The organism is Pedobacter caeni, assembly GCF_900129215.1.
In the GTDB taxonomy this organism is placed as follows: domain Bacteria; phylum Bacteroidota; class Bacteroidia; order Sphingobacteriales; family Sphingobacteriaceae; genus Pedobacter; species Pedobacter caeni.
In genome coordinates, this window is record NZ_FQUQ01000005.1 from 631,834 (window position 1) to 658,548 (window position 26,715).

20 protein-coding genes are annotated in these 26,715 nt (G+C 41.3%); 16 read left to right on the forward strand and 4 right to left on the reverse strand.

Going from position 1 to position 26,715, the window contains the following annotated elements:
• Positions 1-3 precede the first annotated feature (3 nt).
• The 8 genes from nrdE (at position 4) to BUC20_RS26735 (ending at position 13,520) form a co-directional block, all read left to right on the forward strand.
• On the forward strand, positions 4-2,094 hold the full coding sequence (nrdE, locus tag BUC20_RS26700; protein ID WP_073235433.1) for a class 1b ribonucleoside-diphosphate reductase subunit alpha: 2,091 nt from the start codon (positions 4-6) through the stop codon (positions 2,092-2,094).
• Between the two features lie 38 nt (positions 2,095-2,132).
• Positions 2,133-3,116 carry a class 1b ribonucleoside-diphosphate reductase subunit beta gene (gene nrdF / locus BUC20_RS26705; RefSeq protein WP_073235436.1) on the forward strand — a complete coding sequence of 328 codons (984 nt, stop codon included), beginning with the start codon at positions 2,133-2,135 and terminating at the stop codon, positions 3,114-3,116.
• A gap of 157 nt (positions 3,117-3,273) precedes the next feature.
• On the forward strand, positions 3,274-4,152 hold the full coding sequence (locus BUC20_RS26710) for a universal stress protein (RefSeq protein WP_073235439.1): 879 nt from the start codon (positions 3,274-3,276) through the stop codon (positions 4,150-4,152).
• A 131-nt stretch (positions 4,153-4,283) separates the two neighbouring features.
• Entirely contained in the window at positions 4,284-4,943 is a 660-nt protein-coding gene (locus tag BUC20_RS26715; protein WP_159441166.1) for a PAS domain-containing protein, read from the forward strand.
• The gene (locus tag BUC20_RS26720; protein WP_073235442.1) at positions 4,940-5,686 is read left to right on the forward strand and encodes a metallophosphoesterase family protein; all 747 of its coding nucleotides are present in this window, start codon (positions 4,940-4,942) and stop codon (positions 5,684-5,686) included. Before BUC20_RS26715 ends, BUC20_RS26720 begins: the two co-directional genes overlap by 4 nt.
• A 194-nt stretch (positions 5,687-5,880) precedes the next feature.
• Positions 5,881-6,348, forward strand: coding sequence for a T9SS type A sorting domain-containing protein (locus BUC20_RS26725; protein ID WP_073235445.1), 468 nt, complete (start codon positions 5,881-5,883; stop codon positions 6,346-6,348).
• 30 nt (positions 6,349-6,378) lie between these two features.
• Positions 6,379-12,915, forward strand: a complete 6,537-nt coding sequence (locus tag BUC20_RS26730) for a polymorphic toxin type 23 domain-containing protein (RefSeq protein ID WP_073235448.1) — start codon at positions 6,379-6,381, stop codon at positions 12,913-12,915.
• 266 nt (positions 12,916-13,181) lie between these two features.
• Positions 13,182-13,520 (forward strand): hypothetical protein, encoded by a 339-nt coding sequence (locus BUC20_RS26735; RefSeq protein WP_143166930.1) that lies wholly within the window; start codon positions 13,182-13,184, stop codon positions 13,518-13,520.
• Between the two features lie 162 nt (positions 13,521-13,682).
• On the opposite strand, the gene BUC20_RS26740 is transcribed toward BUC20_RS26735, so the two are convergent.
• The gene (locus tag BUC20_RS26740; RefSeq protein WP_073235453.1) at positions 13,683-14,570 is read right to left on the reverse strand and encodes an alkaline phosphatase family protein; all 888 of its coding nucleotides are present in this window, start codon (positions 14,568-14,570) and stop codon (positions 13,683-13,685) included.
• 390 nt (positions 14,571-14,960) lie between these two features.
• Here BUC20_RS26740 and BUC20_RS26745 point away from each other — a divergent pair, with 390 nt between their 5' ends.
• Complete coding sequence (locus BUC20_RS26745; RefSeq protein ID WP_073235456.1) at positions 14,961-15,509, forward strand: SMI1/KNR4 family protein; 549 nt, start codon at positions 14,961-14,963, stop codon at positions 15,507-15,509.
• Between the two features lie 118 nt (positions 15,510-15,627).
• Here BUC20_RS26745 and metQ read toward each other — a convergent pair whose 3' ends face one another.
• From metQ to metN, 3 genes are read right to left on the reverse strand one after another with little or no spacing between them, the layout of a single operon-like run.
• Positions 15,628-16,449 carry a methionine ABC transporter substrate-binding lipoprotein MetQ gene (gene metQ, locus BUC20_RS26750; protein WP_073235459.1) on the reverse strand — a complete coding sequence of 274 codons (822 nt, stop codon included), beginning with the start codon at positions 16,447-16,449 and terminating at the stop codon, positions 15,628-15,630.
• Between the two features lie 24 nt (positions 16,450-16,473).
• Positions 16,474-17,115, reverse strand: a complete 642-nt coding sequence (gene metI, locus BUC20_RS26755) for a methionine ABC transporter permease MetI (protein ID WP_317042819.1) — start codon at positions 17,113-17,115, stop codon at positions 16,474-16,476.
• A 4-nt stretch (positions 17,116-17,119) separates the two neighbouring features.
• Positions 17,120-18,151 (reverse strand): methionine ABC transporter ATP-binding protein MetN, encoded by a 1,032-nt coding sequence (gene metN / locus BUC20_RS26760; protein WP_073235463.1) that lies wholly within the window; start codon positions 18,149-18,151, stop codon positions 17,120-17,122.
• A 141-nt stretch (positions 18,152-18,292) separates the two neighbouring features.
• On the opposite strand from metN, the gene BUC20_RS26765 reads away from it, so the two are divergent.
• The 7 genes from BUC20_RS26765 to BUC20_RS26795 all read left to right on the forward strand — a co-directional run bounded on the left by BUC20_RS26765 (position 18,293) and on the right by BUC20_RS26795 (position 26,708).
• Positions 18,293-18,859, forward strand: coding sequence for a GNAT family N-acetyltransferase (locus BUC20_RS26765; protein WP_073235466.1), 567 nt, complete (start codon positions 18,293-18,295; stop codon positions 18,857-18,859).
• 11 nt (positions 18,860-18,870) lie between these two features.
• Entirely contained in the window at positions 18,871-19,353 is a 483-nt protein-coding gene (locus BUC20_RS26770; protein WP_073235468.1) for an SRPBCC family protein, read from the forward strand.
• Positions 19,354-19,705: 352 nt separating this feature from the next.
• On the forward strand, positions 19,706-20,959 hold the full coding sequence (locus BUC20_RS26775) for a murein hydrolase activator EnvC family protein (RefSeq protein ID WP_073235470.1): 1,254 nt from the start codon (positions 19,706-19,708) through the stop codon (positions 20,957-20,959).
• Positions 20,960-21,140: 181 nt separating this feature from the next.
• The gene (locus tag BUC20_RS26780) at positions 21,141-23,693 is read left to right on the forward strand and encodes a DUF5686 and carboxypeptidase-like regulatory domain-containing protein (RefSeq protein ID WP_394334172.1); all 2,553 of its coding nucleotides are present in this window, start codon (positions 21,141-21,143) and stop codon (positions 23,691-23,693) included.
• Between the two features lie 166 nt (positions 23,694-23,859).
• Complete coding sequence (locus BUC20_RS26785; RefSeq protein ID WP_073235473.1) at positions 23,860-24,480, forward strand: TetR/AcrR family transcriptional regulator; 621 nt, start codon at positions 23,860-23,862, stop codon at positions 24,478-24,480.
• A gap of 56 nt (positions 24,481-24,536) precedes the next feature.
• A complete protein-coding gene (locus BUC20_RS26790; RefSeq protein WP_073235476.1) occupies positions 24,537-25,799 on the forward strand; it encodes a TolC family protein in 1,263 nt (420 codons plus the stop codon).
• An 18-nt stretch (positions 25,800-25,817) separates the two neighbouring features.
• Positions 25,818-26,708, forward strand: coding sequence for an HlyD family secretion protein (locus tag BUC20_RS26795; protein WP_073235479.1), 891 nt, complete (start codon positions 25,818-25,820; stop codon positions 26,706-26,708).
• The last annotated feature ends 7 nt before the right edge of the window (positions 26,709-26,715 follow it).

Consider the following 26,715-nt stretch of genomic DNA (forward strand, 5'->3'; position numbering starts at 1 on the left):
GATATGGTAACTAAAAAATGGATCTTGTTGAACAACGAGATCATGGTGAAGAAAGACGACGAATTCAGCCTCCACAAAGATAAAGAAGCCGTTCGTTCTTATTTCCTGGACTATGTAAACAAAAACACAGTTTTCTTTTATACGTTAAAAGAGAAAATCGATTACCTGATCGAACAGGAATATTACATCGATTTCTATCAGTGGTACAGTTTTGAGCAGATGGAAGAAGTATATGACCTGGTTTATGCAAAGAAATTCAGGTTCCAGTCGTTCATGAGCGCTTTTAAATTCTTTCAGAGTTATGCACTCAGAGACGATAGCGGTGAGAAATTCCTGGAACGCTATGAAGACCGCGTAGTTGCAGTGTCTTTGTTCCTGGGCAGGGGTGATGTGCTCCGTGCCAAAGAATACGCAGAAATGCTGATCAATCAGGAGTATCAGCCGGCAACACCTACCTTCCTGAACTCTGGTAAAAAACGTTCGGGAGAACTGGTTTCCTGCTTCCTGGATGAAATCGGGGATAACCTGAATGGAATCGGTTACGCCATCGATTCAGCGATGAAACTTTCTTCGATCGGTGGTGGTGTTTCTTTTAACATCTCTAAAGTGCGTGCAAGAGGAGAGTCCATCAAAGACGTGGAAGGACGTGCAGGTGGAGTATTGCCGATTATGAAAATTCTGGAGGATACCTTCTCTTATGCCAATCAGCTTGGGCAACGTCCCGGAGCCGGAGCGGTTTACCTGAACATTTTCCATACAGATATTGAAGAGTTCCTGGATTGCAAAAAGATCAATGTAGATGAGAAAGTAAGGATCAAATCCTTATCTATCGGAGTGATTGTTCCTGATAAGTTTATGGAACTGGCAGAACTTGATGAGGCCTGTTATCTGTTCTATCCGCATACGGTATACAAACAGTATGGCAAATATCTGGATGAACTGGATATGAATGAGATGTACGAAGAACTTGTGACCAATCCTTTGGTAAAGAAAAAGAAAATCAATGCCCGTCACCTGATGGTGAAAATCGCGCAGACGCAAAAGGAGAGTGGTTATCCATACCTTTTCTTTAAAGGCAATGCCAATAAAGGACATGCCCTGAAAGAAATCGGGAACATCAAGTTTTCAAACCTTTGTACAGAGATCATGCAGGTATCCGAGGTTTCTGATATTGAGATCTATGGAAAAGAAGACCAGATCCGTTATGGGATTTCCTGTAACCTTGGTTCCCTGAATATTGCTACGGTAATGGAGAACAAAAGGGTAAAAGAGGCGGTTTCAACTGCAATGCGTTCTTTAACCATTGTTTCTGACATCACCAATATTGCAATGGTGCCTTCGGTACAGAAAGCCAATAAAGAGTTACACAGTGTAGGCCTTGGTGCCATGAACTTACACGGTTTTCTGGCTAAGAATTTCATTATGTATGAAAGCAAGGAAGCCCTTGATTTCTGTAATGTGTTCTTTATGATGGTCAATTTCTACTCTATCCAGAGCTCTATGGAGATCGCCAGGGAGAAAAAAGAAACTTTTGTAGGTTTTGAGGAGTCAGAGTACGCAAACGGAAATTACTTTGCACAATACCTGATCAAAGACATTGCTCCGGTAAATGATAAAATTGCAAAATTATTTGAAGGAATGGACATTCCTACAGTGGCCGACTGGACCGCGTTGATGAACGAGGTGAAAGCACATGGTTTGTATCATGCCTACAGACTTGCCATTGCGCCTAACCAATCTACTTCCTATATCATGAATGCGACAGCCTCTGTGATGCCGGTTGTGGATGTGATCGAAGTGAGAGAATATGGCGATAGTACTACCTATTATCCGATGCCTTACCTGGATAACGACAATTACTTCTTCTATAAATCTGCCTATGATATGGACCAGAAGAATGTATTGAAACTGATTTCTGTAATTCAGAAACATGTAGATCAGGGAATCTCTACCATTTTACATACCAATACGAAAGACAGTACCCGCGATATCGCCAAGTATTATATCTATGCGCATAAAATGGGGCTTAAATCCTTGTATTATACCCGGACGCGGAAAGCCTCCATTGATGAATGTGTTTCCTGCTCGGTTTAGACTGCGGGAAGATCAATTACCTTATAATATTAATATAGATGAATCAATATAAAGCAGTAAACTGGAATACCCCTGAGAATGATTATGCCGGCATGTTCTGGGAGCAGAACCTGCGTCAGTTTTGGGTAGATACAGAGTATATTCCTTCTAAAGATATCGACAGCTGGAAGTCTCTGAGTCCTGAAATTCAGGAAGCTTATAAAAGAGCACTTGGTGGTTTAACTTTGCTGGACACCCTGCAAAGCCATACCGGAATGCCTAAATTGCTGGATCATATTGATGGTTTGCAAAATAAAGCAGTGCTTTCTTTTATGTGTATGATGGAAGCCATTCATGCAAAGTCTTATTCAACCATATTTACTACGGTAAACAGCACCGCAGAGATCAACGAGTTGTTTGAATGGGTAGAAAGCAATAAACTATTGCAGTTTAAAGCAGCAACAATCGATAAGTACTACAGAAACCTGGATGCGAATAAAGTAAGCGATGAGACCTTGTTTATGGGATTGGCGGCATCTGTATTGTTGGAGTCCTTCCTGTTTTACAGTGGTTTCTTTATGCCTTTATGGTTGGCCGGACAAGGGCAAATGGTGGCGAGTGCAGACATCATCAAGAAAATCGTAGCGGATGAATCCATTCATGGTGTATTTGTAGGTTTGTTAGCTCAGGACGTCTTTAAAAAGCTTCCTAACCCGGAGAAAAGTAAGGAAGAGCTGGTTAAATTGCTGATGGAACTTTATGAAAATGAATTGAAGTATACCGACGAGTTATATACTGAAGTGGGACTCACTGCAGATGTAAAAGAATATGTGCGTTACAATGCGAATAAGGCCATGATGAACTTAGGTTTTGAAGAGCTGTTTGAAGTAAAATCCGTGAATTCCATTGTGTTGAATGGTTTAAACGGGGACACCACTCAACATGATTTTTTCTCTAAAAAATCTACGAACTACGAAAAAAGCATGGAAGTGGTTTACCTGAGGGATGAAGATTTTCAGGTAGAAGCTGAACCTGTATTTTAGTCGTTTTAATTATAATTAAATCCCGTTTTCAATGGCCTTGTTGGTTTTTTTGGAAACGGGATTTTTGTTTGTGGTCAGCTTTTAAAGTGATGATTGTCATTTGTTTAACGTAACAATTTCAGGATCTTTATGTTGTCATTACATAAAAGCCATTCCAATGAAAACGATTCTGATCCCAACTGATTTTTCTCCTGCCGCCAATAACGCTGCCTATTATGCTTTGCAACTTGGAAAAGGTATAAAAGCAAGTCTGAAGTTATGTTATGCCATTACTTTGCCGGTAGAAAGCCCTATGGGGCAACAGGTAGTCTGGCCAATAATGGATTATTCCGGCCTTCAGAAAGAGGCGAATGAGGAATTAAAAAAGTTGTCTGTTGAACTGGAAACAAAAGCTGGTCCCCCGGTTCATCCCGATACCGATCAGCCTCCGGTTCATTATGCGGCGGAAATAGGATCGGTAACGGAGGTGATCAAGCTCATGGTTGATCGGGAGAAAGCAAATCTGGTGGTGATGGGAACTTCAGGCGCGGGGCTCTTACGCCATTTTTTCCTGGGCAGCAGCAGCAGGGACCTGATGGACCACGCTCATTTTCCGATTTTACTGGTTCCGCCAGGCACGGTATTTAAAGGAATCCGAAAGATGGCATTTGCTACCGATCTGAGTAAAGGGGATATTGCACTGATTCATACGCTTAGTATTTTTGCCCATGCATTTAATGCCGAAATTTTGATTGTCCACATTACTCCGGCAGGTATTGATCATGGCCTTGATCAGGAGAAGACTGATGCCTTCCTGAATGAAGTGACCTGTAAGGTTAACTATCCTAAAATTTACTACCGCCATGTTAAAGATATGGATGTGGATGATGGACTGAACTGGCTGACAGAACATGTGACAATTGACCTCCTGGCTATGGTGCATCGCAAACACCATTTCATCCAGCGTATATTTGAAGGTAGCCGGACCAAAAAAATGGCCGGCCACCTAAAGCTCCCCCTGCTTGTATTTCCTTCGGAAAGTTCCGCTATCCTTTAAATTGTGATCGAAAATGTCATCAAATTCTATTCAAAGAAAGGCTTCAATTCTGTAGAAATTTTGAAGTTCGAAACCAGATAAACACAATTTTTATCTGCTAAAAGACCCATAAAACGTAGCTTTGCATGCTTATGGGCATATTTAGGACGGGAATTGAATATACAGAAGGGGGCTCAAAGGAGAGATTACTTCCGCTTTTAATGGCCTATCAGCAGGCCGTTGATACCAGTATAATTTCCTCTATTACAGATACCAATGGAGAAATTATTCATGTGAATAAGCGATTTTGTGAGGTTTCAAAGTTTAGTGCTGAGGAGCTGATCGGACAAAACCACAGGATCATCAACTCGGGCTATCATCCTAACGATTTTCTGAAAAATATGTGGAAGACGATCAGTAAGGGGAAGGTATGGCATGGAGAAATTAAAAACCGCGCTAAAGATGGTTCTTATTATTGGGTGGATAGTGTGATTGTTCCGATAAAAGATCAGGACGGAAAACCCGTTCAATACCTCTCTTTAAGAACTTTGATCTCTGAACGGAAAGCTAAAGAAGAAAAGGAGAGAGAGGAACAAATAAAAGCAATGGAGGAAATGCTGTACAAGATTTCTCATGAAGTAAGGCAGCCAGTAGTACAAATACTGGGTTTATCGGACTTATTTGAACACCATATCGATTCTGAAGAAGACCTGAAAATGACCATAGATGGAATCAGGCGTTCCGCAATTTTACTCGATAATTATACGAGAGAGTTGGCGGGATTTGTACGTAAGATTAGAAATGAGCAATGAGAATAGCGATTATTAGTGATATCCATGGGAATTTCCCCGCATTGAAGGCTGTGCTTGATGATGTCGCCTTATTTAATGCAGATCAGATTTATTGCCTGGGCGATCTCACAGATGGGGCTCCCTGGAATAATGAAGTGATCGAATTGATCCGTAGCAAGGGAATCCCGACCATTATGGGGAATCATGATGAGCGCATTGCCTTTGATCATCCGGTATTTCCTTTGAGCAAACATAGTAAAGAAGAACAGGAAGCAAGGCTAAACACGATTAATCATACCAAATCAACGATTGATCCGGATCACAAAGCCTTTCTTGCCGGTTTGCCTGCCAGTATTAGGTTGTCTATCGATTCAGTTTCGATCCTGCTCGTTCATGGAAGTCCGGAGAGTAATGAGGAATATATTTATGAAAACCATGAGGAAGCCGCATTAATTAAAATGCTAGATGATCATGATATAGATATCATGATATCTGGGCATACACACCTCTCCTTTATCAGGTCCATATCCGGTGGTGGAGTAGCTAAGCTGATGATCAATGCCGGATCTGTAGGCCGTTCTAAGGAGCAAGACCGTAAGGCTTGTTACCTTCAGCTGAATATAGAAAATCATAAAAAAGAGCAGGGTGTAACAGCTGTAGTTCCTGTTATTCGCAAAGTGGACTATCCAATAGCTGAAACAATAGCAGGGATCAGGAAAAGTGCTGTACCCGACTTTTATGCTGATTTTCTGGAACAGCATTAACATCTTAAAAAGCTATAAATTCCTGATATCTATAGCGCGATTTGATTATGCGTTATGATATTGAATTTCGCATATTTATCAATTTTATTTCTCTTTCGTATAAAAAAAGTAAAATTATTCTTTGAGTATCATATTATTTATCAGTAGATTTAATTGTAAATAATTTTACTTCAACTAATTACGCTTTTAAAGTTATGAATAAACTCTATTTTATTCTGGCTACATTGTTTATGGTTAGTTTTGCAAATTCCTCATTTGCACAGAAATTAACCTTTAGCTATGATGCTTCCGGAAACCAGACCGAAAGAAAGTGGGTTTGTGCCAATTGCAAAACTGCTAATGATCTAGCCACTGCAGCAAAGATGCTCAGCACAGCTAAAGAAGACCAGAAAGATGACGGGTTTGCCACCGCCAGATCCATTAAAGTTTATCCCAACCCCCTCAGCGAATCCTTAAACGTAACCTGGCAGACCACTGAAAAGATTTTTTTAAAAAGTATAGAAGTTTTTAACGTAGCAGGAAATAAAGTTTTTAGTGCCAGGTATGAACCTGGCCATCGGGAAACACAGATTTCATTCCTCAAACTTCCTCCGGGTGTTTATATTCTTGTTGGGTATTACTCCGATTCAAAAACCGAATCGGTTAAACTGATCAAAATCTGACCCTGTTTTTAATAAAATAATTCCTTTCGCATGAAATATCCTCTGGTAATGACCTTGCTCTTATTTGTTTTTAGCATCCGGATTTCTGTTGCTACACAAATTGATACCCTCCAAAAAAGAAAAGCCGATACATTGCAGCTCTCAAAAGGAATTGTGGTGGTCAAAGGTGCAGTTCCCAGACATAGTTCGGAGCTCCTGGCTGTAGGTAGTAAAGCCAGTGATGCTTTAACAGGTTCCTTGCCCACACCTGCCGCGGCGGTAGTAGCAACTGCCGCTGCATCTATGGATGTAGGGCGGACAAATTCATCACTGGATGTTTCAGCAACAGGCGCTGCGTTATTCTCTGTACCATTAACGTTGCCACCAGGTCTGGGAAATAGTGTCCCTCAGTTATCTCTTTCCTATAGCAGTCAGTCGGGAAACGGGATTGCCGGATTCGGTTGGAACATTTCGGGACTCTCTTCCATTACCAGAATATCTGCTACGCAATTCCATGACGACCGGGTTGGTGCTGTCAACTTTAATTCTGATGACCGCTTTGCATTGGACGGACAACGATTGCTGCTAAAAAGCGGTGTTTATGGTGCCAATGGGACGGAGTATCAGACTGAAAGCTATTCCAACGTAAAGGTGATTTCAAAGGGAGTTTCTCCTTATGGGGCAAACTATGGCCCTGAATATTTTGAAGTTTGGTTTCCCGATGGTTCTAAAGCCTTTTATGGCCTCAACGCAAATTCCAGAACCCCAGCTGATTATGCCATCTCTTATAGTGAAAACCCTTTGGGAGCAAGAATTACTTATAGTTACCTGCAAAGTTATAACGGCTTATCCATTTCGCAGATCAGTTATGGAGGACTGGGTGCCGCGGCATCCATCAATCAGGTCAATTTTAGTTATGGGGTCGCTAACCGGCCAGAGCAGGTTTACATGGCAGGAACGGCATTATATAAAAATTCTATATTGAATAAAATATCGGTAGTCGCAAATGGAGTGAATTTCAGAAACTATAAACTGACTTATAGTGCTATGGGAACGCTTAATTATCAGCGTCTTGCTTCTGTGCAGGAGTTTGACGGTACAGAAAGCAAGTCTTTTATGCCGATCAACTTTAGTTATAATGCGACAAGCGACGTGATTGCCGTCAGCAGGATCTCGGACCTAAGCGTTTCCGGGATTGCCAGTAATAATTCACAGCTTGTTACCAGCGACTTTACAGGGAATGGTTCCATGGATTTCCTGCTTTACCCCACATCGAAAAATAAATTCTGGGCCTTTTATGATCTGGCAGCAGGGAGTCCGGATATGCAGTTGGGTTATGAGGTGAATACAGGCAGTTTTTTAAATATATTTCCAACAACCTGGTTAAGTGCAGAGCACAAAATTTTGGCAGGCCAGGGGATGATTGTAGTAAAGGGATCAGACTACACTAATTTCAAATTTGAGGTGCTTTCTTCGGGTTCGATAGCACCGGTGCATTTTCAATATAGCAAAGAATGGACTCCGGGGCTCTTTGGCCCTCAGTATTCCTCCGTCTGCACCTGGCAAACTAAACAACACCCTTTCACATTCGATTTTATTTCAGGAGATTTTAATGGGGATGGACTAACCGATCTGGTGGGTATAAACTATGCCTGGGTGACCACAAGTGATTATCTCAATGAAGATGCTTCACCTGCATATTGTGTACCAATTCAAAGTGATCTTGGATCTTCTGCATATTTCATAAATATGGATAGACGGGTAACATCAAATTATGTTGCCAGTTTGGGAGCATTGTCGACATCATACGCTGTCGGACAAAAACTTTTCACTGGGGATTTTAACGGTGATGGGAAAACAGACATCCTCCATGTGAAAAACGGAGAAATGCACTTGTATTCTATGAACAGTAATAATGCGCTTGAACTCCTTTGGCAAACAACCGATAGCCGTATTTCGCAAACTCAGCTTTCTCTTCTGGGTGATTATAATGGTGATGGGAAAGTGGACATCATGTTCTCTACGGGCAATAATAACCTTTTTGCTACTTTCATGTCTACAGGTAAATCTTTTGTAAAACATGAGCAATATCAGCCATTCAGTAATTCCAGCGGGTCCTGGAACGGGACCGAAATGAATCAGTATTACCTGATTACAAATGATGTAGACGGAGACGGGAAGACTGATGTCATATCTTCCCTGACTACCACCAGGAACAATACTAATTTTGGAACAGCTAACGTATCTGTATATCATAATTCAGGAGTTACTTCTGCTTATCAGCCAACATTTTCGTCGGGGAGTTCTACCGCTGCATATACCAATCTGAAACATTATCCTATTCCTATTTTTCTGAACCCTGATAAGCTCAATCCAAGACTTGAATTTGGATTTATGAGCGACAATGCGATATCTCTGTTCAGGTTTCAAAAGGATTTCAGAATAGAGGCGCAGCTGAGTGGCATTGCTCATGATGGGATAAACCATTCTATCCAGTATAAGGGACTCATGCCTGATGCGGGAATGGTTGATATTCCTTTATACCAAAGCGGGTACAATCAGGTTTATCCATATATTGATTTGCATAATGCGCCTGCAATGAGCGTGGTGAATAAGCTGAGCCGAAATTTTGGAGAAGAGCAATTGATTCAGGTATTTGGCTATGCAAAAGCAGTTAGCCATGCCGGTGGGCTGGGTTTTTTGGGTTTTGGAGAGTTTACCCGAAGCAACTGGCATGTGAATAATGGCGATATAAACAGGGTATTTAATATTAGTATTCATAATCCCCAGTTAAGAGGCGCGATGGTTAGAAACTTTACCGCAAAATCGAGTTACATTAACCCGGCTGTAAAGGATATGGCCTTAAGTAATCCTCCGCCGGTATCGGGCATAGCAGATGGAGCATCCATCAACGATTACATGAGCAGGAATGATCAGGCCTATAGCACGCAAATCTTAGCTTCAAAAGTTTTTGTTAATATACCCGTCGCCTCTGCTTCCAAAGATATGTTGAAAAATAGCTACGAAACCCAAACTATGTCGTATGATGCCTATTATAATAATATCAGAACGATCAATAAATTTGCTGCTGCCGGAACTAAAACAGTAGATATTACCTACGAAAATAGTCCCGGGACTGGTTATCATATTGGCAGATTACTGACTTCAAAAAGTACATTGAGTAATGGATCTGATACTTTTACCAGTCAGGAGGATTATACTTATACCGGATACCTGCCTACGCAAATCATCAAAAGGGGAAATAATACACCAGCATTAACCGAAAATTTGATTTATGACGCCTTTGGGAATATAACAAAGAAGACCATTATTGCGCCTGATGGAGCACAACGTCAGATTTCAATGAAATATGATCCTTCAGGAAGGTTTAAAATACAGGACACGGATAATGATGGGGTGAGTGTCGATTTTCAATATAATTATGCGACGGGCGACTTGCTGGAGGTCAAAAATCCCTACTCGTTAACAGAGAAATATTCGCATGATAGTTGGGGACGCCGGCTGACCACAACAAACTATCTGAATAAAAACAGAACGGTGACCTATAATCAAGGTGCAGGCATGACCATGATTATGGAAGACGATGCAGAAGGTCAGTCGACCATAACTATTTTTAATAGCCTGGGACAGAAAATTGAACGCCTTAAAACTACAGTTCTGGGGGAGCATGTTGGCCAGGCCTGGAAGTTTGATGTTTACGGAAGGCAGGTCGCTGAAAGCCAATTTGAACAGCCGGGAAATTATACACAGTGGAGTTATACTGCTTTTGATGAATATGGGCGGCCAAATAAACTGACAAGTTATACCGGTAAGATAACCAATATCAGTTATAGCGGGCAGAATACTACGGTAAATGATGGTGTAAAAAGCGTCACGACGACCCTGGATGCACTTGGACAAACAGTAGTTCTTCAGGATCCTGGGGGAACTATAAACTACAGCTATTTTGCGAATGGAGCCTTGAAAAATGTCAATTATGGTGGGGTTGTTCAGAGTATTGAGCAGGATGGCTGGGGACGAAAAACAAGACTGACGGACCCTTCGGCTGGCGTTTATGAATATCAGTATGATGGATTTGGCCAGTTAAAGAAGGAGATTTCGCCAAAAGGAAGCACAGCATATACCTTTGATAGTTCCGGAAAGTTAACAGAAAAGAAAATAATCGGGGACAACACCAATTTGAGATATGTTTACAGTTATGATGTGACAAACCGACTGTTAACGAGTATGTCTCTCACCAATTCGGATGGAAACAATACATCCTATACCTATAATTATGATAGTTATAAGCGTTTGAGCAGTACAGTTGAAGATAACCTGCACGCCAGTTTTGTGAAAGGTTATACTTATGATGATTTTGGGCGCATTAATACAGAGCGTTATGAAGCAAAGAATAAGTCGAACAACATCACCGTTCAGAAGACTATAGAGCTGGCATATCAGAATGGTGAACTTTTTCAAACCACTTTGCAGGGAACAGGGCAGGTCTTGTGGAAAGTAAATGCCCTTGATGAGAAGGGGAGGCTGAGTGCCGTGTTGCAGGGAACTGCACTGAAAACCAATTTTCAATATGATCCCAATGGATTTCCACAACAACGAAGGCTGGAGCAGGTAGCCGGAAGTACCACGCTGATGAACCTGGGCTATAGTTTTGATGGACAAAGGGGGAATTTGAACACCCGTAGCAATAGTGCCTTTAATTGGAACGAAAGTTTTACTTATGATAACCTGAATCGCCTCACTGGCTTTAATGATAATAATGGGAACAATAATCAGACTTATGATAACCGTGGCCGCATAACTGTAAACAGTCAGTTAGGCACTTATTCCTATGATGGTAATGGTTATAAACAGACGGAGCTGGCACTGAATACTACTGCAGATACTTATTATCAAAATCATGCTTTGCAGCAAGTAAGTTATAATGTATTTAAGGGACCTGTAGAGATTGTAGAACAGGGACACGAACGGATCAGCTTCCAATATAACGGAGGACTCAGCAGGTCACACATGTATTATGGAAGTGATGAGGCCGATAAACTACTTCGCCGGTATCGCCGCCATTATGCAGAGGATGGGAGTGTTGAGATCACCAACGATCTGCAAACAGGGAATACAAGTTTTGTTTTTTACCTTGGTGGAGATCCCTACAATGCACCGGCAATCTGGAAAGAAGTCATCAGTAGCGGACAGACCAGTAAAAACTTATATTATCTGCACCGTGATCATCTGGGAAGTATTGTGATGATTACAAATGATTTGGGTGCAGTGGTAGAGAAACGTCAGTTTGATGCATGGGGTAATATCATGAAACTAACTGATGGAGCTGGAAATAACCTGGCTGCTTTTGGTATTATTGACCGTGGATTTACGGGGCATGAACATTTGTTGGGTGTTGGCCTGATCCACATGAATGGTCGTTTATACGATCCTAAACTTCATCGGTTTCTTTCTCCGGATAGTTATATCCAGGATCCCTTCAATACGCAGAATTTTAATCGTTTTGGGTATGTAATGAACAATCCATTAATGTATACGGATACCAGTGGGGAGATTATCTGGCTTGCTGTTGCTGCAGGGGCAATCATTGGTGCGATTACCGGAGGAGTGAGTTATGTAGCCTCAGCAATAAGAACGGGAAACTGGAGCTGGGGGCAGTTTGGCATGTCTATGCTTACTGGTGCCGTAATGGGGGGGATCACAGGTGGAGCGAATCCCTGGGCTGCTTTTTCCAGTATTGCGCATTTGGGTTCAACCTTATCCACTGCGTTTATTGGTGGATTTATACCTTCTGTAGGGATGAAAATCGGGAACTTTAGTTTCAGTCTTTCTCCGTCTATGGCCTTTGGGAAAACTTTTGCCATTGGAGCAAATGTAAGTGTCGGGTATGAAGCTGGGAAATGGAATATAAGTGCCGGATTAGGGATCATGTCTTATGGAAATTATCAGGAATTTGGTAAAGGAGGTACAGAATTCAGGACCTCTTTCATGGGTGGTTATGACAATGGTGAAAATGGATTTAGCCTAGGTACTAATATTTGGAGGGGAACAGGAGCGATGAATGACTTTAGCCAAAGAACCGGTTTGATCGGTTTGCATTTTGGGAATTTCAGAGCGATGTATGAAAATGACGGGGGAATAGGGATTAAGCATCTGCACCTGGGAGATAAAGGCGATAGTTATAGAACTGCAGCCCTAAATATAACTGCTGGTGACTATACTTTCGGATTTAATTTATTCACAGGAAATAGAAGTTATGACAATCAGTTGATTGAAGATAAGGATATTAAGGTTGATGGTAAGTTTCCTATTGTGAATACCCGGGATGAATATGGTGCAAAATATAAACGTGGGTATGTCAATGAGACTGGTACCAAATATCGTTTAGGAGCTTTGACTGTAGGTTATAAGAATTATCGGTTTGGAACGGATAGTGAGCATGTTCGTCATGCGATTCAGGATATTGCGATTCATGGACTTATTGGTGACGCTGGTTTTCAGAACATGTCATGGGATTGGAAAGGATATAGTCAGTTTAAAACTCCCAATAAATTTTCTTCATGGTAAGCCATGAGCATGTTTTCGTTTGATAAACGTATAGATGTCACAGATTATTCGGTATTTTTAATTGTAAATAAAATTTCATGATGTTGAGATATCCAGTGTTTTTCTTTGTGGTTTTAATGACCGGTTGTTTTTCGACAAGGAATAGCCACAATATGGTTAGGGTGCCGATTAATAGGTTTCCATTCAAATCCAATACGAACGAAAGTGTCTATCAAATGATTGATACAGCCTCTTTTTATTTAACGGTGGCATTAGACGGGCAACATATGATTATGAATAATGATGGTAAGCCCAGAGATATCAGGTCGCGAAACGGAGGGTTGAAGTTTTATGCCAATGGCAGAGTTGGGTCGTTTAGTCAGACAAACTCATCAGAAGTGGGCTCTTTAGACCCTAAAAAAGCAAGGATGGGCCTTTATTGTCTTAATGAAGATGGTTTTTTTGCCGGATTTGCCAGTCATTCTCCGCAGGCAGGTGTTTTTATTATTAAAGAAAAAATCAAAATCAAAGGGGATACATTGATCATGGGAACTGATAAATTCGAGTTCAAATATTTAAGAAAAAAGCTTCCGGATCAGTGGCTGGTCTTTAAGCCGGATTGGTAATGTTGACCTATTCATAAAGGTAATTATGATCATAAGCTGATGGGTATCTTTACCATGGTAGTAATTAAGTGTTTAATGAAACATTTAGAAAAATGAAAGGAACAGAGATTTGATCACCTGTTCCTTTTTTAATGCTTAATTATTTTTATTTGTTGGAATCGTCTATTTACTGAAGCTGTCTGCGACAGCTTTTCCGCGCCAGCTTTGTGGTGTTTTTAGTCCCAGAATCCAGGCAATAGTAGCTGCAGTATCATAGGTAATGATCACATCTTTGATCTGATGATTTTTCTTGATGCCGGGGCCGTTGATCACCCATGGAATTTGTACTTCGTCCAATGACTTCCCTCCGTGGCCTTTTCCTGTACCACCATGATCAGCGGAAACCATAATGATCGTTTCTTTCTCAATACCGGCATCTTTTACCGCCTGCACGATTTTTCCGATTCTCGCATCTACTTTTTGCAATTGATCGTAATAGGCAGGAGTACGGTGTCCAATCTCATGACCGGTGTGATCAGGCTCATCCAGGTGGATAAAAGTGAAATATGGTTTGTCTCTTTTTATGATCGTTGCTGCAGTATCTGCACAAAAATCGTCTTTATCGTTCCCAGGAACTACAATACTGATTGCATCTTTCTCTACCAACGGGCCAATTCCAGGCCAGCTGTAAATGACTGCGGTTTTAGCATTTGGTTTCTGATCTCTGATCACGCTGAAAATAGAGGGGAATAAACCATATTTAGTCGTGGTAACCGAAGGAATCTCGGGAGTTTTGCTTCCCCATTCGGTATAACCATGTTCGGTTGGTCCGGCTCCCATTAACATAGAAGCCCAGTTTACTGCACTTGAAGAGGGGAGTACTGATCTGGCTTCCAGACTGGATGCCCCGGTTTGCATGAGCTTTTTTAGATTGGGCATTTTAGCCTCAGGAACAGCATAGGCCCCGAACCCGTCACATCCAATGAGGACAACGTGTTTTACATTCTTGACCTGTGCATGTAAACTTATGCCCAGGCAAAGCAGGCAAAGAGAAATAATTGATTTTTTCATTTGTGTTGTTATTGTGGTTTATACTAAGTTTTTCTTTCTTTTCTTCAGTCCTTCTTCCGGTCCATAAACGGCTTTTTCATATTGTCCCCAAATCTCCAATTTTTGCCCTTACTTCTTTGAGATGTTAAATATATGTGTAATATTGTTTAGTTTAATTAAACATTTTCATTTATTTTCAAGACTCTTGTACTGGAAACAAATTGATTTATTTGGCAAGTTCCCATAGTACTCATTTGATCAGAATTGTTATTTTTGAATGCTACGAATCGCTTGATTGATCTGGATCACTAAATCGATGTCGATGGATTGAATGATGTTTATATTTTAGCCGATGTTAGCTGTATACAACCAATCGTTTGATAAATCATAAATGCAATAGAAAGATTTAAGATGGAATTGAATATTTTAGACCAGCAGCTGGCTGCACTCAGGCCTGATTTTTATAAAAACCTGCTTCCTCCGATCCAGGATTCAGAGATCCGGGAATTGGAGCAAAAATACAAACTGGTTTTACCAGATGATCTGAAAGCATTATATTCCTGGAAGAATGGTCAATCCTCAGCTTCTTATGAGTCTTTTGTAAACAACTCTATGTTTCTGCCTTTAGCTGAAGGGCTGGAAATTGCTGCAGAGCTGACCTCCATGATCGGATTGGATTTTGAAATTGAAAACTGGTGGAATGAGAACTGGATTCCCCTTTTTCTCAATGGAGGAGGAGATTATATCTGTTATGACCTTCAGGGGACATTTACAGGGGATGCCGGACAGCTAATGGAATTCTGGCATGCTGATGCAGATAGAAATGTAATTTCTGCTTCTCTGGAGGAGTTTTTAAAAGCGATAAACCGCTATTATGAACAAACACCTATAACCGGATATGACGAGTATTTTGAAATAGGGGCAATAGAAAATTATCCCAAAATGTTCGATTTAAAGTAAGTCTTAGCCAAAGTTATAGTGCCACTTTAGCTCCTGAAACTAAAAATAGAATGCCCCAAAAATTCAAACATTTTTGAGGCATTCCATAGATATGTACCTTTTAGATGTAATTAAGAGACTACCAGCCTTTAATTGCTCCGCCTTTAAAAGCCTTGATTGCGGCCTGTTCTACTTCAGCTGATTGGTAAGCTTTCACAAACTTCAATACTTTTTCATCACCTTTATTGTCTGCTCTGGCTACAATTGCATTTACATAAGGAGAGTCCTTATCCTCCACAAATAAGCCGTCTTTTTCCGGGCTCAAGCCTACCGGAGCAGCAAAGGTATTGTTGATGATGGCAATGGTTACGTTCTGATCATCAAGTGCTCTTGGCAATTGAGGAGCCTCGAGTTCCAGGATTTTAAGTTTTTTAGGATTGTCAATGATGTCATTTACTGTTGGCAACAGACCTACACCATCTTTAAGTTTTAAAAGGCCGAATTTTTGTAACAGCAGCAATGACCTTCCGCCATTGGTGGCATCGTTAGGAATGATCACTGTACTTTCGTCTTTAAGTTCGGTCAGCGATTTTATCTTTTTGGAATAACCTGCAAGCGGGTATACAAAAGTATTTCCAACAATCGCAAATTTATAACCGCGTTGTTTTGTCTGTACATCAAGATAAGGTTTGTTCTGGAAAACATTGGCGTCAATATCTCCCTGATGAAGGGCTTCATTTGGCATGACATAATCGTTAAACTGAACAAGTTCCACTTCCAGTCCGAATTTTTCTTTGGCTACTTTTTTTGCTGCTTCGGCCAGACTATACTCAGGGCCTGATTCTACACCCACCTTGATGAGATTAGGGTCGCTTTTTTTTGCTGCACCACCACAGCTGAATAATAGAACTGAACTGCTGACAATGGCTAACGTTGCGAAGAATTTGATTTTTGTATTCATTTGATATAATATTTGAGGTGATGATTATCTATGGTCTACTCTTTTTGCGATGAAGTCTCCCAGAAACTGGATGATAAAAACCAATGCAATTAACAGGATCAGTACGGTATTCATGACCAGAACATCGTAACCGACATATCCGTATTGATAACCGATCTGGCCTAATCCACCGGCACCTACCGCACCGCCCATTGCTGAATACCCTACAAGAGTGATTAAGGTAACAGATGCGCTGTTGATGATGGAAGGGAGTGCTTCCGGTAACAAGACCTTATATACGATCTGGAAAGGGGTGGCACCCATCGCCCTTGCGGCTTCTACCAATCCACCGGGAACCTCAATAAGGCTGTTCTCGATTAATCTGGCAATAAAAGGGGCTGCACCAATACTTAAAGGAACAATTGCTGCTTCCACACCAATAGAGGTGCCTACCAATGCTCTGGTGAAAGGAATCATCCAGACGATCAGAATGATAAATGGAATGGAACGGAAGATGTTGACCACAACGGAAATGACGTTGTTAAACGTTCTGTGCTCCAGCACCTGTCCTTTTCGGGTGAGGTACAGCAGTACACCAGTTGGTAATCCTATCAGAAAACCGAAAAAGCCAGAGACAAAGGTCATGACGATGGTTTCCCAGGCTCCTTTAGCAAGGAGTAAAATCATTGAATCAGACATAACCTAAGACCTCTACTTTAATATTTTTGTTTTTATAAAATTCTATAGCCTGAAGGCTGTTTTCCTGTGTTCCGAATACTTCAATCAGCATCACGCCAAATTTAACACCACCTGCATAATCCATTCTGGCACTGATCACATTGCTGTCGATCTGAAAAAGACGGGCAACTTCAGACAATACAGGATCATCTACAGACTGACCGGTAAATTCCAGTTTTAAAAGCGGACGTTTATCTGTTGCAGGTTCGGCTACCAAACGCTCTTTATAGTCAACTGGTATCTCCAGGTTTAAGGAAGAAGCAATAAATTCCTTTGCCAATGCAGTTTTGGGATGTGAAAAGATCTCACTCACCGCACCTTGTTCAATCAGCTGGCCTTCACTGATGACAGCCACCTCATCACAGATGTCTTTCACTACATCCATTTCATGGGTAATTAATAAAATGGTGATGTTTAACCTTTTATTGATGTCTTTTAATAAGGCAAGAATTGATTTGGTGGTAGCAGGATCTAATGCACTGGTTGCTTCATCGCAAAGTAAAACCTTAGGATTGCTCGCCAGGGTTCTGGCAATGGCCACCCGTTGTTTTTGTCCCCCGGATAAGTTTACCGGATAGTCATGGTGTTTTTCATCCAGGCCAACCAGAGAAAGCAGGTCAGAAACCCTTTGCTGGATTTCAGCTTTCGGTGTATGGTCTAGTTCCAGGGAGAACGCAACATTCTCAAAAACGGTTCTTGAAGAGAGCAGGTTGAAGTGCTGGAAGATCATTCCAATATGTCTTCTGGCCTTTGCCAGTTCTTTTGAAGAGAGTTCCATCAGGTTTTGTCCGTCTACAATTACCTCCCCGGAAGTCGGTTTTTCAAGCAGATTTACACAACGGATCAGGGTACTTTTCCCCGCTCCGGAAGCACCAATAACACCAAAGATCTTTCCTTCAGGTACAGTTAAAGACACATCGGATAAGGCAGTGATCGCTTTTGTTTTCTGATAAAACTTCTTCGTTATATTTCTTAATTCAATCATTGCCCGGAAGTTTTTTTTACAAAGATAGCGTTTCAGGGCATTAGAAACGCTATTAATTCTATGGCACAAGTATAGAATAAAATCCCTGGATAATGAAATGAAAGAAAACTTCTATATTGGACACCTAAATGATCAGCTAAAATGGAGCAGGATATCTTAAAACTTCAATTGAGCCAGGTGCCTGAATTGGAATCTGAAAGGCTTTTTTTGCGTGAACAAACGTTGAACGATGCGGCTGCACTCTTTAAAATCCGCAGCAATGAAGCCGTGATGAAATACATTCCAAGGCCAAGGCCTCAGTCCATTGAAGAGGTAAAGGCGTTCATTCAGGAGGTTCATCAGAACTTTCTTAACCATCAAAGCCTGGGTTGGGCGATCAGTTTAAAGGAGAGTCCTGAGCTCCTCATTGGCTTTATCGGATTGTGGAACTTTGATTGTGCAAATTTCAGGGCCGAGATCGGCTATTTACTGGATCCGGAGTATTGGGGGAAGGGAATTGCCGGAGAAGCTTTGTCGCTGGCCACAGACTTTGGTTTCAGGGAAATTGGTTTACACTCTGTTTGTGCAGTCGTAGCTCCTGAAAATCTGGCTTCATCAAGGCTGTTGCTTAAGCATGGATATGTCAAAGAGGCCTATTTCAAGGAGGATTTTTATTATAACGGTGTATTTCTGGACAGTGAAATCTATAGTAAGCTAAATCATTCTTAAGACCTCAGTTAATGCCCGAAATCCGACTGGAAACCTATATTGATGCAGATCTTAGCCTGGTATTCGACTTGTCAAGAAGCATAGACTTACATCAGATCTCCACTGCACATACCGATGAGAAAGTAATAGGAGGAAGGTCTTCCGGATTAATAGAACCTGGAGAAACTGTAACCTGGCAGGCAAAACATTTTGGACTCGTTCAAAACCTGACCTCTAAAATAACCGCATTTCAAAAACCTGATTATTTCGTGGATGAAATGCTGAGGGGTGCTTTTAAATCTTTTAAGCATGAGCATATTTTCAGGGCTGAGGGCCAGGGGGTAATGATGACAGATGTTTTTTCTTATGTTTCGCCATTCTGGATCCTGGGTAAATTAGCTGATCATCTGTTTCTTACCGCTTATATGAGAAAGCTGCTGGTCAAAAGAAATCAGGTGATCAAAGCCTATGCGGAAAATGGCCTTGGTGCCAAACTGCTGCTAAATAACATTTAAAACCTTATTTGTAAAAAAAATCTGTAATCAAATCAGTGTCGCAACGGCCAATTGAGAAATGATGATGCGATGCAGCAAAATATTAGTGGTTCATTTTATGGTTACTATTCATTAGCCTGGCCGGCGCGATAGCAACCCTTAGTTCAACATTTATAAAAAATGAATAAGATTAAACTTAAATTTTGCCTGATATTTTAACCAAATGAAAGCTTGGATGTTCTTTGATAATGCTGTTTTTTTAGATTCATTTGCTTCACAATTTGCAAATAAGCCCTGTTTTCAATAGTTTTAGAATCGCAATAATAATTTAACGTCTCAAAAGGGCCATTTTATTCAGATACTTATTTATATAATGAAGCTTCATAAACTATTCTTAATCATCATATTTACCTCGTTTACCAGCCTTGTCCTTGCACAAACCAGTGCGGAATTAAAAAGGAACAAAGAAGCGATACAGCGGGAGATTGAGTTGTTGCAAAAGAACCTGAATGAGACTTCGAGTAGTAAAAAGTTAACAATGGGCCAGATCCGCTCAGTAAATGCAAAGATCAGGCTGATGCAGAATAAAATCTCCATTATCAATTCGGAAGTAAAGAATCTGGACAATCAGATTCATGAAAACAGCAATGAAGTACGTTCCCTGAAAGGGCAGTTGGGGCAGTTGAAAAAGGAATATGCCGGAATGATCCGTTTTGCCCAGCGCAATAGGAATTCTTATGATAAAATGATGTTTGTGTTTGGTTCTGAAGGCTTCAATCAAGCCTATAAACGTATTAAATACCTTCAGCAATTTGGTCAGTACCGTAAAAAACAAGCCGATTATCTTCAGGGGACTCAGAAAAATATAGAGTATAAAATCGGTGTTCTTGATAAGAATTTAAAAGCAAAAAGCAGTTTGTTGTCGGAACAGGAGCAAGAGAAAGTAAAGCTGAGCAAAAACAAATCGGAGCAATCGGTGATGTTAAACCAGATCAGCAAGCAGGAAAGACAGTTTAAGCAGGATCTTGCTGCAAGGAAGAGAAAACAAGCTGATATTGACCGGGCAATCAGAAATGCCATCCAGAAGGAAATAGAACTGGCCAGGAAAAAGGCCGAGGAAGAAGAAAGGCTTGCAGCTCAAAAAGCCGTTGCCGAAGGTCGCCCGGTTCCTGTAGTTAAAGAAAAAACCAATAGCAGTTACCTGACGGCTTCTCCTGAAGCTGCAAAGCTCTCTGCGGGCTTTGAAAACAACAGGGGACGATTGCCATGGCCTGTAGGTCAATATTCCATCCTGGAGCGTTTTGGAGCTCACACAGAAGGTCGTGCAACCTATAATAACGATGGTATCAATATCCTGACCGAAAACGGAGCCTCCGTAAAAGCGGTATTCGAAGGAAAGGTCTTATTTGTCCGCGAACTCTATGGAACTTACATCGTTGCCATCCAGCATGGTGAGTATTTTACCATTTATCAAAACCTGAAATCGGTTAGTGTTGCCAAAGGCGATAAAGTCGAAACCAAACAAAGTTTAGGCGTGGTGGCTTCGAAAGAAGACGGACCTGTGCTCCATTTCGAAATTATGCGTGGTCAGAATAAACTCAACCCTGAGGCCTGGATCGCAAAATAACCCGGATGTTTCTTAGAATTTTCATTTAGATGTCATAACATCTAACAATGAGCTTCATACTGACCAAAAGTGTATTGTAAGTCAGATGTTAGCTTTATCTTTGTGCGCGCTCTACAACTTAATCTATTCAGTATTAAATAAGTTAACCGGAATCGTGTACATATCAATAAGACAATACTTTATCAATTCAGCCAGTCTTCTGGCTTTGCTCATCACGCTGTCTTTTAGTACACGTGTTCATGCACAACAAACTACTGTTAGCGGAACGGTAACTGATGCCAGTACCAAAGAAACCCTCCCATATGTGTCTTATATGATCACAGGAAGTACCCTGGGAGGGAGGACTGATGCGGATGGAAAATTCTCGATCAGTATCAATGCGAACAATACCAGCCTTAAATTCAGTTATGTAGGCTATCAGTCTCAAACAAAGACGGTTAAGTCGGGTGTGGCCCAGGTCATCAATGTGCAATTGCAGCCGGAATCCATGCTGATGAATGAAGTGGTCATTACTGCAGGAAAAAAACCGAAATATAGAAATAAAGAAAACCCTGCTGTAGAGCTGATCAGGAAGGTGATTGCCAATAAGGCTAAAAACCGGATGGAACATTATGATTTTGTCGAATATCAGAAATATGAGCGCATGAAGTTCTCTCTGAGCAATCTTTCCGATAAATTCAGGAACAAACGTATGTTTCGCAATTACCAGTTTTTGTTTCAGGAACAAGACTCTACAAGAATAGGGGGAAAGAATGTGCTGCCAGTGTTCCAACAGGAAAAGCTGAGCAATAATTTTTTCAAAAAGAGCCCTGAGAAACTGAAAACGGTGGTTATTGCCGATAAAAGGGTGAATTTTGATGAACGTTTCATAGACAATCAGGGTTTCAGTGATTACCTGGACCGGATGTATCAGGATATAGATATCTATGATAACAATATATCTGTAGTGAGTAACCAGTTGCTGAGTCCTATTTCAGATAGTGCACCCGGTTTTTATAAGTTCTTTATTACGGATACCATCAAAAACCATAGCCCACAGCTGATTGAGCTTGCTTTTACGCCCAGAAACAATGCAGATTTGCTATTCGAAGGAAAACTATATGTAACTCTGGATGGGAATTATGCTGTTCAGAATGCCTTCCTTACAGTAAATAAGAACATTAACCTGAATTTTGTACGGGCACTGGAAGCGAAACTGGATTTTGAGAAAAATCCGGATGAACGTTATCATTTGAGTAAAAGTAACCTGATCGTTGATTTTGGGATCAGCAAGAAGGGCGGCAGTGGATTTACAGGAGAAAGAACGGTTACTTTCAAAGATTATAAGATCAATAACCCACGCCCTGATACTGCATATAAAGGTGCCGGACAACCGGTTATTGTGGCAAATGCGGATAAAAGGTCGGAAGAATTCTGGGCAAATAACCGTCCGGAACCGTTGAGCGCAGGTAATATGAAGGTCTATGGTAACCTGGATACCTTGCAATCTATACCCTCCTTTAAACGGACAATGGATATCGTGACCTTGTTTTTTGCAGGTTATAAAGACTTCGGCCCTTTTGAAATGGGACCGGTGAATACTTTTTACAGTTTTAACGGGGTAGAGGGTTTTCGTCTTCGTCTGGGAGGAAGAACAACGCCTTCACTGAGCAAACGTTACTATTTTGAAACTTATGCTGCCTATGGCTTTAAGGATGAAAAATGGAAGTATTTTTTGAGTGGAACGTATTCGCTGAACAACAAATCGATCTATGCTTTTCCTCAGAATTACATCAGGGCAAGTTTCCAGAGGGATACCAAAATTCCAGGTCAGGAGCTGCAGTTCGTACAGGAAGATAACTTCTTGCTTTCTTTCAAAAGAGGAGAGAACAATATGATGCTTTACAATGATTTCTACAGACTCGATTATGTACATGAGTTTGAAAATCATTTCTCGTATACCCTTGGCCTTAGAAAATGGCAGCAAACACCAGCAGGATCGCTTTATTTCAGCAATTTCGCTGACAATGGGATTCTGGGCCGGACGCAGCAGATCAGCACCTCTGAGATCAGCTTAGGCCTGCGTTATGCACCACATGAGAAGTTTTATCAGGGCAAGATTTACAGAACGCCAATTGTAGACAGGTTTCCGATCTTTAACCTCCGTTATACCGCAGGGATCAAAGGCGTGTTGGGAGGCGAATACAATTACCATAACTTTATGGGGAGTGTAGATAAGCGTTTTTATCTGTCGCAGCTTGGATATGCTGATATCACCCTGGAAGGTGCTTACATTGTAGGAAAGGTTCCTTTTCCTTTACTGGCGATCCACAGGGCTAACCAGACCTATGCTTATCAGCTCAATTCTTACAACCTGATGAATTTCATGGAGTTTGTAAGTGATCATTATGCAAGTTTGAATATCGATCAGAATTTTAATGGTTTTTTCTTCAATAAAATTCCTTTGCTTAAGAAACTAAAACTGAGAGAAGTGGCCTCATTTAAGGTGTTGTATGGCGGTTTGCGCAATGAAAATAACCCTGATCTGAATCCCGGATCTATGCAGTTCGTGAGAAACGAAAATGGGCTGACCGTGACCAATTCCCTGAATAAGGACCCTTATATGGAAGGTAGTGTTGGGGTAGGGAATATCTTTAAGGTGTTAAGAGTAGATGCCGTAAAAAGATTGAGCTACCTGAAAAATCCGGAGATTTCAAGCTGGGGGATCCGCGCAAGGGTTAAATTTGATTTCTAAGTCAGGTCGCAATTACGCGGTATGAACTATTTTTAAAGCCTTGAGGACCTTCCTCAGGGCTTTTTTGCTGAATAGGAGATATTGCTTTAATAATTTTTAATCATTTGATTAAATCAAATAAATAGTTATATATTTGTACCATACTATATAAAGCGGAAATCCCGATATGGCAAAAACGACAAAGCTGGAAACAGCAGACAGCTCTACTGAAGAGAAGATTAAAGAAGCAGCAAGTAAAGTCTTTACACAGAAAGGATTTGCGGCGACAAGAACAAGAGATATTGCAGAGGAAGCAGGAATCAATCTGGCCTTGCTCAATTACTATTTCAGAAGTAAAGAGAAGCTGTTTGACCTGGTTATGATGGAAAGCCTGCAGAAATTCATGATGGGGGTGAAGGACATCCTGAATGATGTGAACAGTTCATTGACGGAAAAAATCAGCCTGCTGGCCAGTCACTACATTGACCTGCTGAAAGCAAATGCAGATCTCCCATTGTTTATCTTAAGTGAGATCAGGGCAAACCCGGAAAGGCTGGAAACAAAGATGGGAGTGAAGGAGATGCTCCTGCAGTCTAACTTCTTTAAGCAACTGGAAGCAACGACTAAAAAGACCGTAGACCCGGTACATTTTGTGATGAATATTATAGGTCTTATTGTCTTTCCTTTTGTGGCAAGCCCAATGCTGATGATCATCGGAGACCGGAGTAAAACTGAGTTTGATGCCCTGATGGAAGAACGTAAAAAGATGATCCCTGTATGGGTCGATGCAATGCTGAAAAGCAGCTAAAATTTTTTTGATATATCGTTAATCAAATGATTAAAACAAATTAATAAATTTAGATTATGAAACTAATTGTCAGTGTCTTATTAATTGTTATATGGTGTAATAGTGTAGGTGCTCAGACGACCGCTTCTCTTTCTATTGAAGACTGCTATAATTTGGCCAGACAACATTATCCCTTGCTGAAACAGCTGGATCTGATCGCTAAAACGGAAGCGTATTCTATCGGAAATGCGGCCAAAGGTTACCTCCCTCAACTGAACATCAGCGGGCAGGCAAGTTATCAGTCGGCCGTCACAAACATTCCCATCCGTATCCCGGGAATGGAGCTCCCACAGATGAACAAGGATCAGTATAAACTGTATGGGGAAGTCACGCAATTGCTCTTTGATGGTGGCCAGATCAAACAGCAAAAGGAATCCCTCAATGCCAACGCAAAGACCGAAGCTCAGAAGCTGGAAGTGGAGTTGTACAAGCTTAAGGAACGGGTCAATCAGGTCTTTTTTGGAATCCTTGTCCTCAAAGAGCAGCTAGGGCAAAATGAACTTCTGAAAAAAGACATTCGGCTGGGCATGAATAAGGCCAGCGCTGCCATTGCCAATGGAACGGCTTTAAAGAGTAGTCTGGATATCCTCCAGGCAGAACTGCTCAAAGTAAACCAGCGGAGTACAGAGTTGAAATTCGCGCTGAAGGGCTATACGGATATGTTGGCTTTATTCATCAACAGGGAGCTCGGAGAGCAGACCGTTTTTGTCAGGCCTGAAGGCATTGTCAACGATAGAAATATCCTGCGGCCGGAATTGCAGCTCTACGATTTGCAACGCAAAAATGTAGATGTTCAGGAGAAAATGATCAGGGCTAAAAATCTTCCTAAGTTTAGTCTCTTCCTTCAGGGAGGGCTGGGCAGACCTGCTTTAAATATGTTGAGTAATGATTTGGATATCTTTGCAATAGGTGGCCTTAGGTTAAGCTGGTCTTTAGCTGGTTTTTATACCAGGAAGGGGGAGCGAAAACTCCTTGATCTCAGCCGTAAAAGCCTGGATCTGCAAAAAGAAACCTTTCTCCTGAACACCAATCTGACGATCAGACAACAGGATGCCGAGCTCAGTAAACTACAGGAATTGGTGTCCACTGATCAGGAAATTATTCAATTGAGAACGCGCATCAAACAGACCTTTTACGCGCAGCTGAGCAACGGAACCATCAATACCAATGATTATTTGAGGGAGGTCAATGCAGAAGATCAGGCCAGGCAAAATAAAATCCTGCATGAGGTCCAATTGCTCCTGGCACAATACAATCAAAAGACAACAACAGGGAATTAACATTCAAAACAGCGCATCATGAAAGCATTTTTAGCATTGCCGGCAGGTTTACTTTTATTCCTTTCCTGTAATCAGACAAAAACGGATATCATAGCTTCAGGAACCTTTGAAGGAGTAGAAACGATCGTTTCTGCGGAGGTTACCGGAAGAATTAAAAGCCTGAACCTGGAAGAAGGCCAGGTATTGAAAGCAGGGGATACCCTTGGCTATATTGACAGTACCCAGCTTTACCTGAAGAAAAAGCAGTTGCTGGCTCAGGTCAATGCGGTATTAGGGAAGAAACCTGATATTCCCGTACAGCTGGCCACTTATCAGGAGCAATTGAAACAAGCCATACGTGAGCAAAAGCGGTTGAGTAACCTGGTAAAAGCAGATGCTGCGACACCAAAACAACTGGATGATGCCAATGCTCAGGTCGCCATCATCAGAAAACAAATTAACGCACAGCAATCCAGTCTTGGGATCAGCTCCAGCGGACTGAATAAAGAGACCCTGCCGCTGTATTCCCAGATCGAACAATTGAACGACCAACTCTCGAAAAGCATGCTCATCAGTGAACTGGATGGAACGGTTCTGACCAAATATGCTGAAGCAAATGAGATGGCGGTTACAGGAAAACCTTTGTATAAAACTGCTGATCTTTCTACGCTGATTTTAAGGGCTTACTTTACAAATAATCAATTGCATCACATTAAATTAGGACAGAAAGTTAAAGTGTTGGTTGATGATGATAAAGGCCAGTATAACACCTACAACGGGCAGATTGAATGGATCAGCAGCAAAGCAGAATTTACCCCTAAAACCATTCAGACCAAAGACGAAAGGGCAAACCTTGTTTATGCCGCGAAGATCAGAATCAGGAACGATGGTTACCTCAAAATCGGCATGTACGCTGAGGTCAGTTTATAGGGAGCAG

Bases quoted from the DNA above. Each gene is read 5' to 3' on its own strand.
- nrdE (WP_073235433.1), top strand. From the start codon at position 4: ATGGTAACTAAAAAATGGATCTTGTTGAACAACGAGATCATGGTGAAG.
- nrdF (WP_073235436.1), top strand. From the start codon at position 2,133: ATGAATCAATATAAAGCAGTAAACTGGAATACCCCTGAGAATGATTAT.
- BUC20_RS26710 (WP_073235439.1), top strand. From the start codon at position 3,274: ATGAAAACGATTCTGATCCCAACTGATTTTTCTCCTGCCGCCAATAAC.
- BUC20_RS26715 (WP_159441166.1), top strand. From the start codon at position 4,284: ATGGGCATATTTAGGACGGGAATTGAATATACAGAAGGGGGCTCAAAG.
- BUC20_RS26720 (WP_073235442.1), top strand. From the start codon at position 4,940: ATGAGAATAGCGATTATTAGTGATATCCATGGGAATTTCCCCGCATTG.
- BUC20_RS26725 (WP_073235445.1), top strand. From the start codon at position 5,881: ATGAATAAACTCTATTTTATTCTGGCTACATTGTTTATGGTTAGTTTT.
- BUC20_RS26730 (WP_073235448.1), top strand. From the start codon at position 6,379: ATGAAATATCCTCTGGTAATGACCTTGCTCTTATTTGTTTTTAGCATC.
- BUC20_RS26735 (WP_143166930.1), top strand. From the start codon at position 13,182: ATGATTATGAATAATGATGGTAAGCCCAGAGATATCAGGTCGCGAAAC.
- BUC20_RS26740 (WP_073235453.1), bottom strand. From the start codon at position 14,570: ATGAAAAAATCAATTATTTCTCTTTGCCTGCTTTGCCTGGGCATAAGT.
- BUC20_RS26745 (WP_073235456.1), top strand. From the start codon at position 14,961: ATGGAATTGAATATTTTAGACCAGCAGCTGGCTGCACTCAGGCCTGAT.
- metQ (WP_073235459.1), bottom strand. From the start codon at position 16,449: ATGAATACAAAAATCAAATTCTTCGCAACGTTAGCCATTGTCAGCAGT.
- metI (WP_317042819.1), bottom strand. From the start codon at position 17,115: ATGATTTTACTCCTTGCTAAAGGAGCCTGGGAAACCATCGTCATGACC.
- metN (WP_073235463.1), bottom strand. From the start codon at position 18,151: ATGATTGAATTAAGAAATATAACGAAGAAGTTTTATCAGAAAACAAAA.
- BUC20_RS26765 (WP_073235466.1), top strand. From the start codon at position 18,293: ATGGAGCAGGATATCTTAAAACTTCAATTGAGCCAGGTGCCTGAATTG.
- BUC20_RS26770 (WP_073235468.1), top strand. From the start codon at position 18,871: ATGCCCGAAATCCGACTGGAAACCTATATTGATGCAGATCTTAGCCTG.
- BUC20_RS26775 (WP_073235470.1), top strand. From the start codon at position 19,706: ATGAAGCTTCATAAACTATTCTTAATCATCATATTTACCTCGTTTACC.
- BUC20_RS26785 (WP_073235473.1), top strand. From the start codon at position 23,860: ATGGCAAAAACGACAAAGCTGGAAACAGCAGACAGCTCTACTGAAGAG.
- BUC20_RS26790 (WP_073235476.1), top strand. From the start codon at position 24,537: ATGAAACTAATTGTCAGTGTCTTATTAATTGTTATATGGTGTAATAGT.
- BUC20_RS26795 (WP_073235479.1), top strand. From the start codon at position 25,818: ATGAAAGCATTTTTAGCATTGCCGGCAGGTTTACTTTTATTCCTTTCC.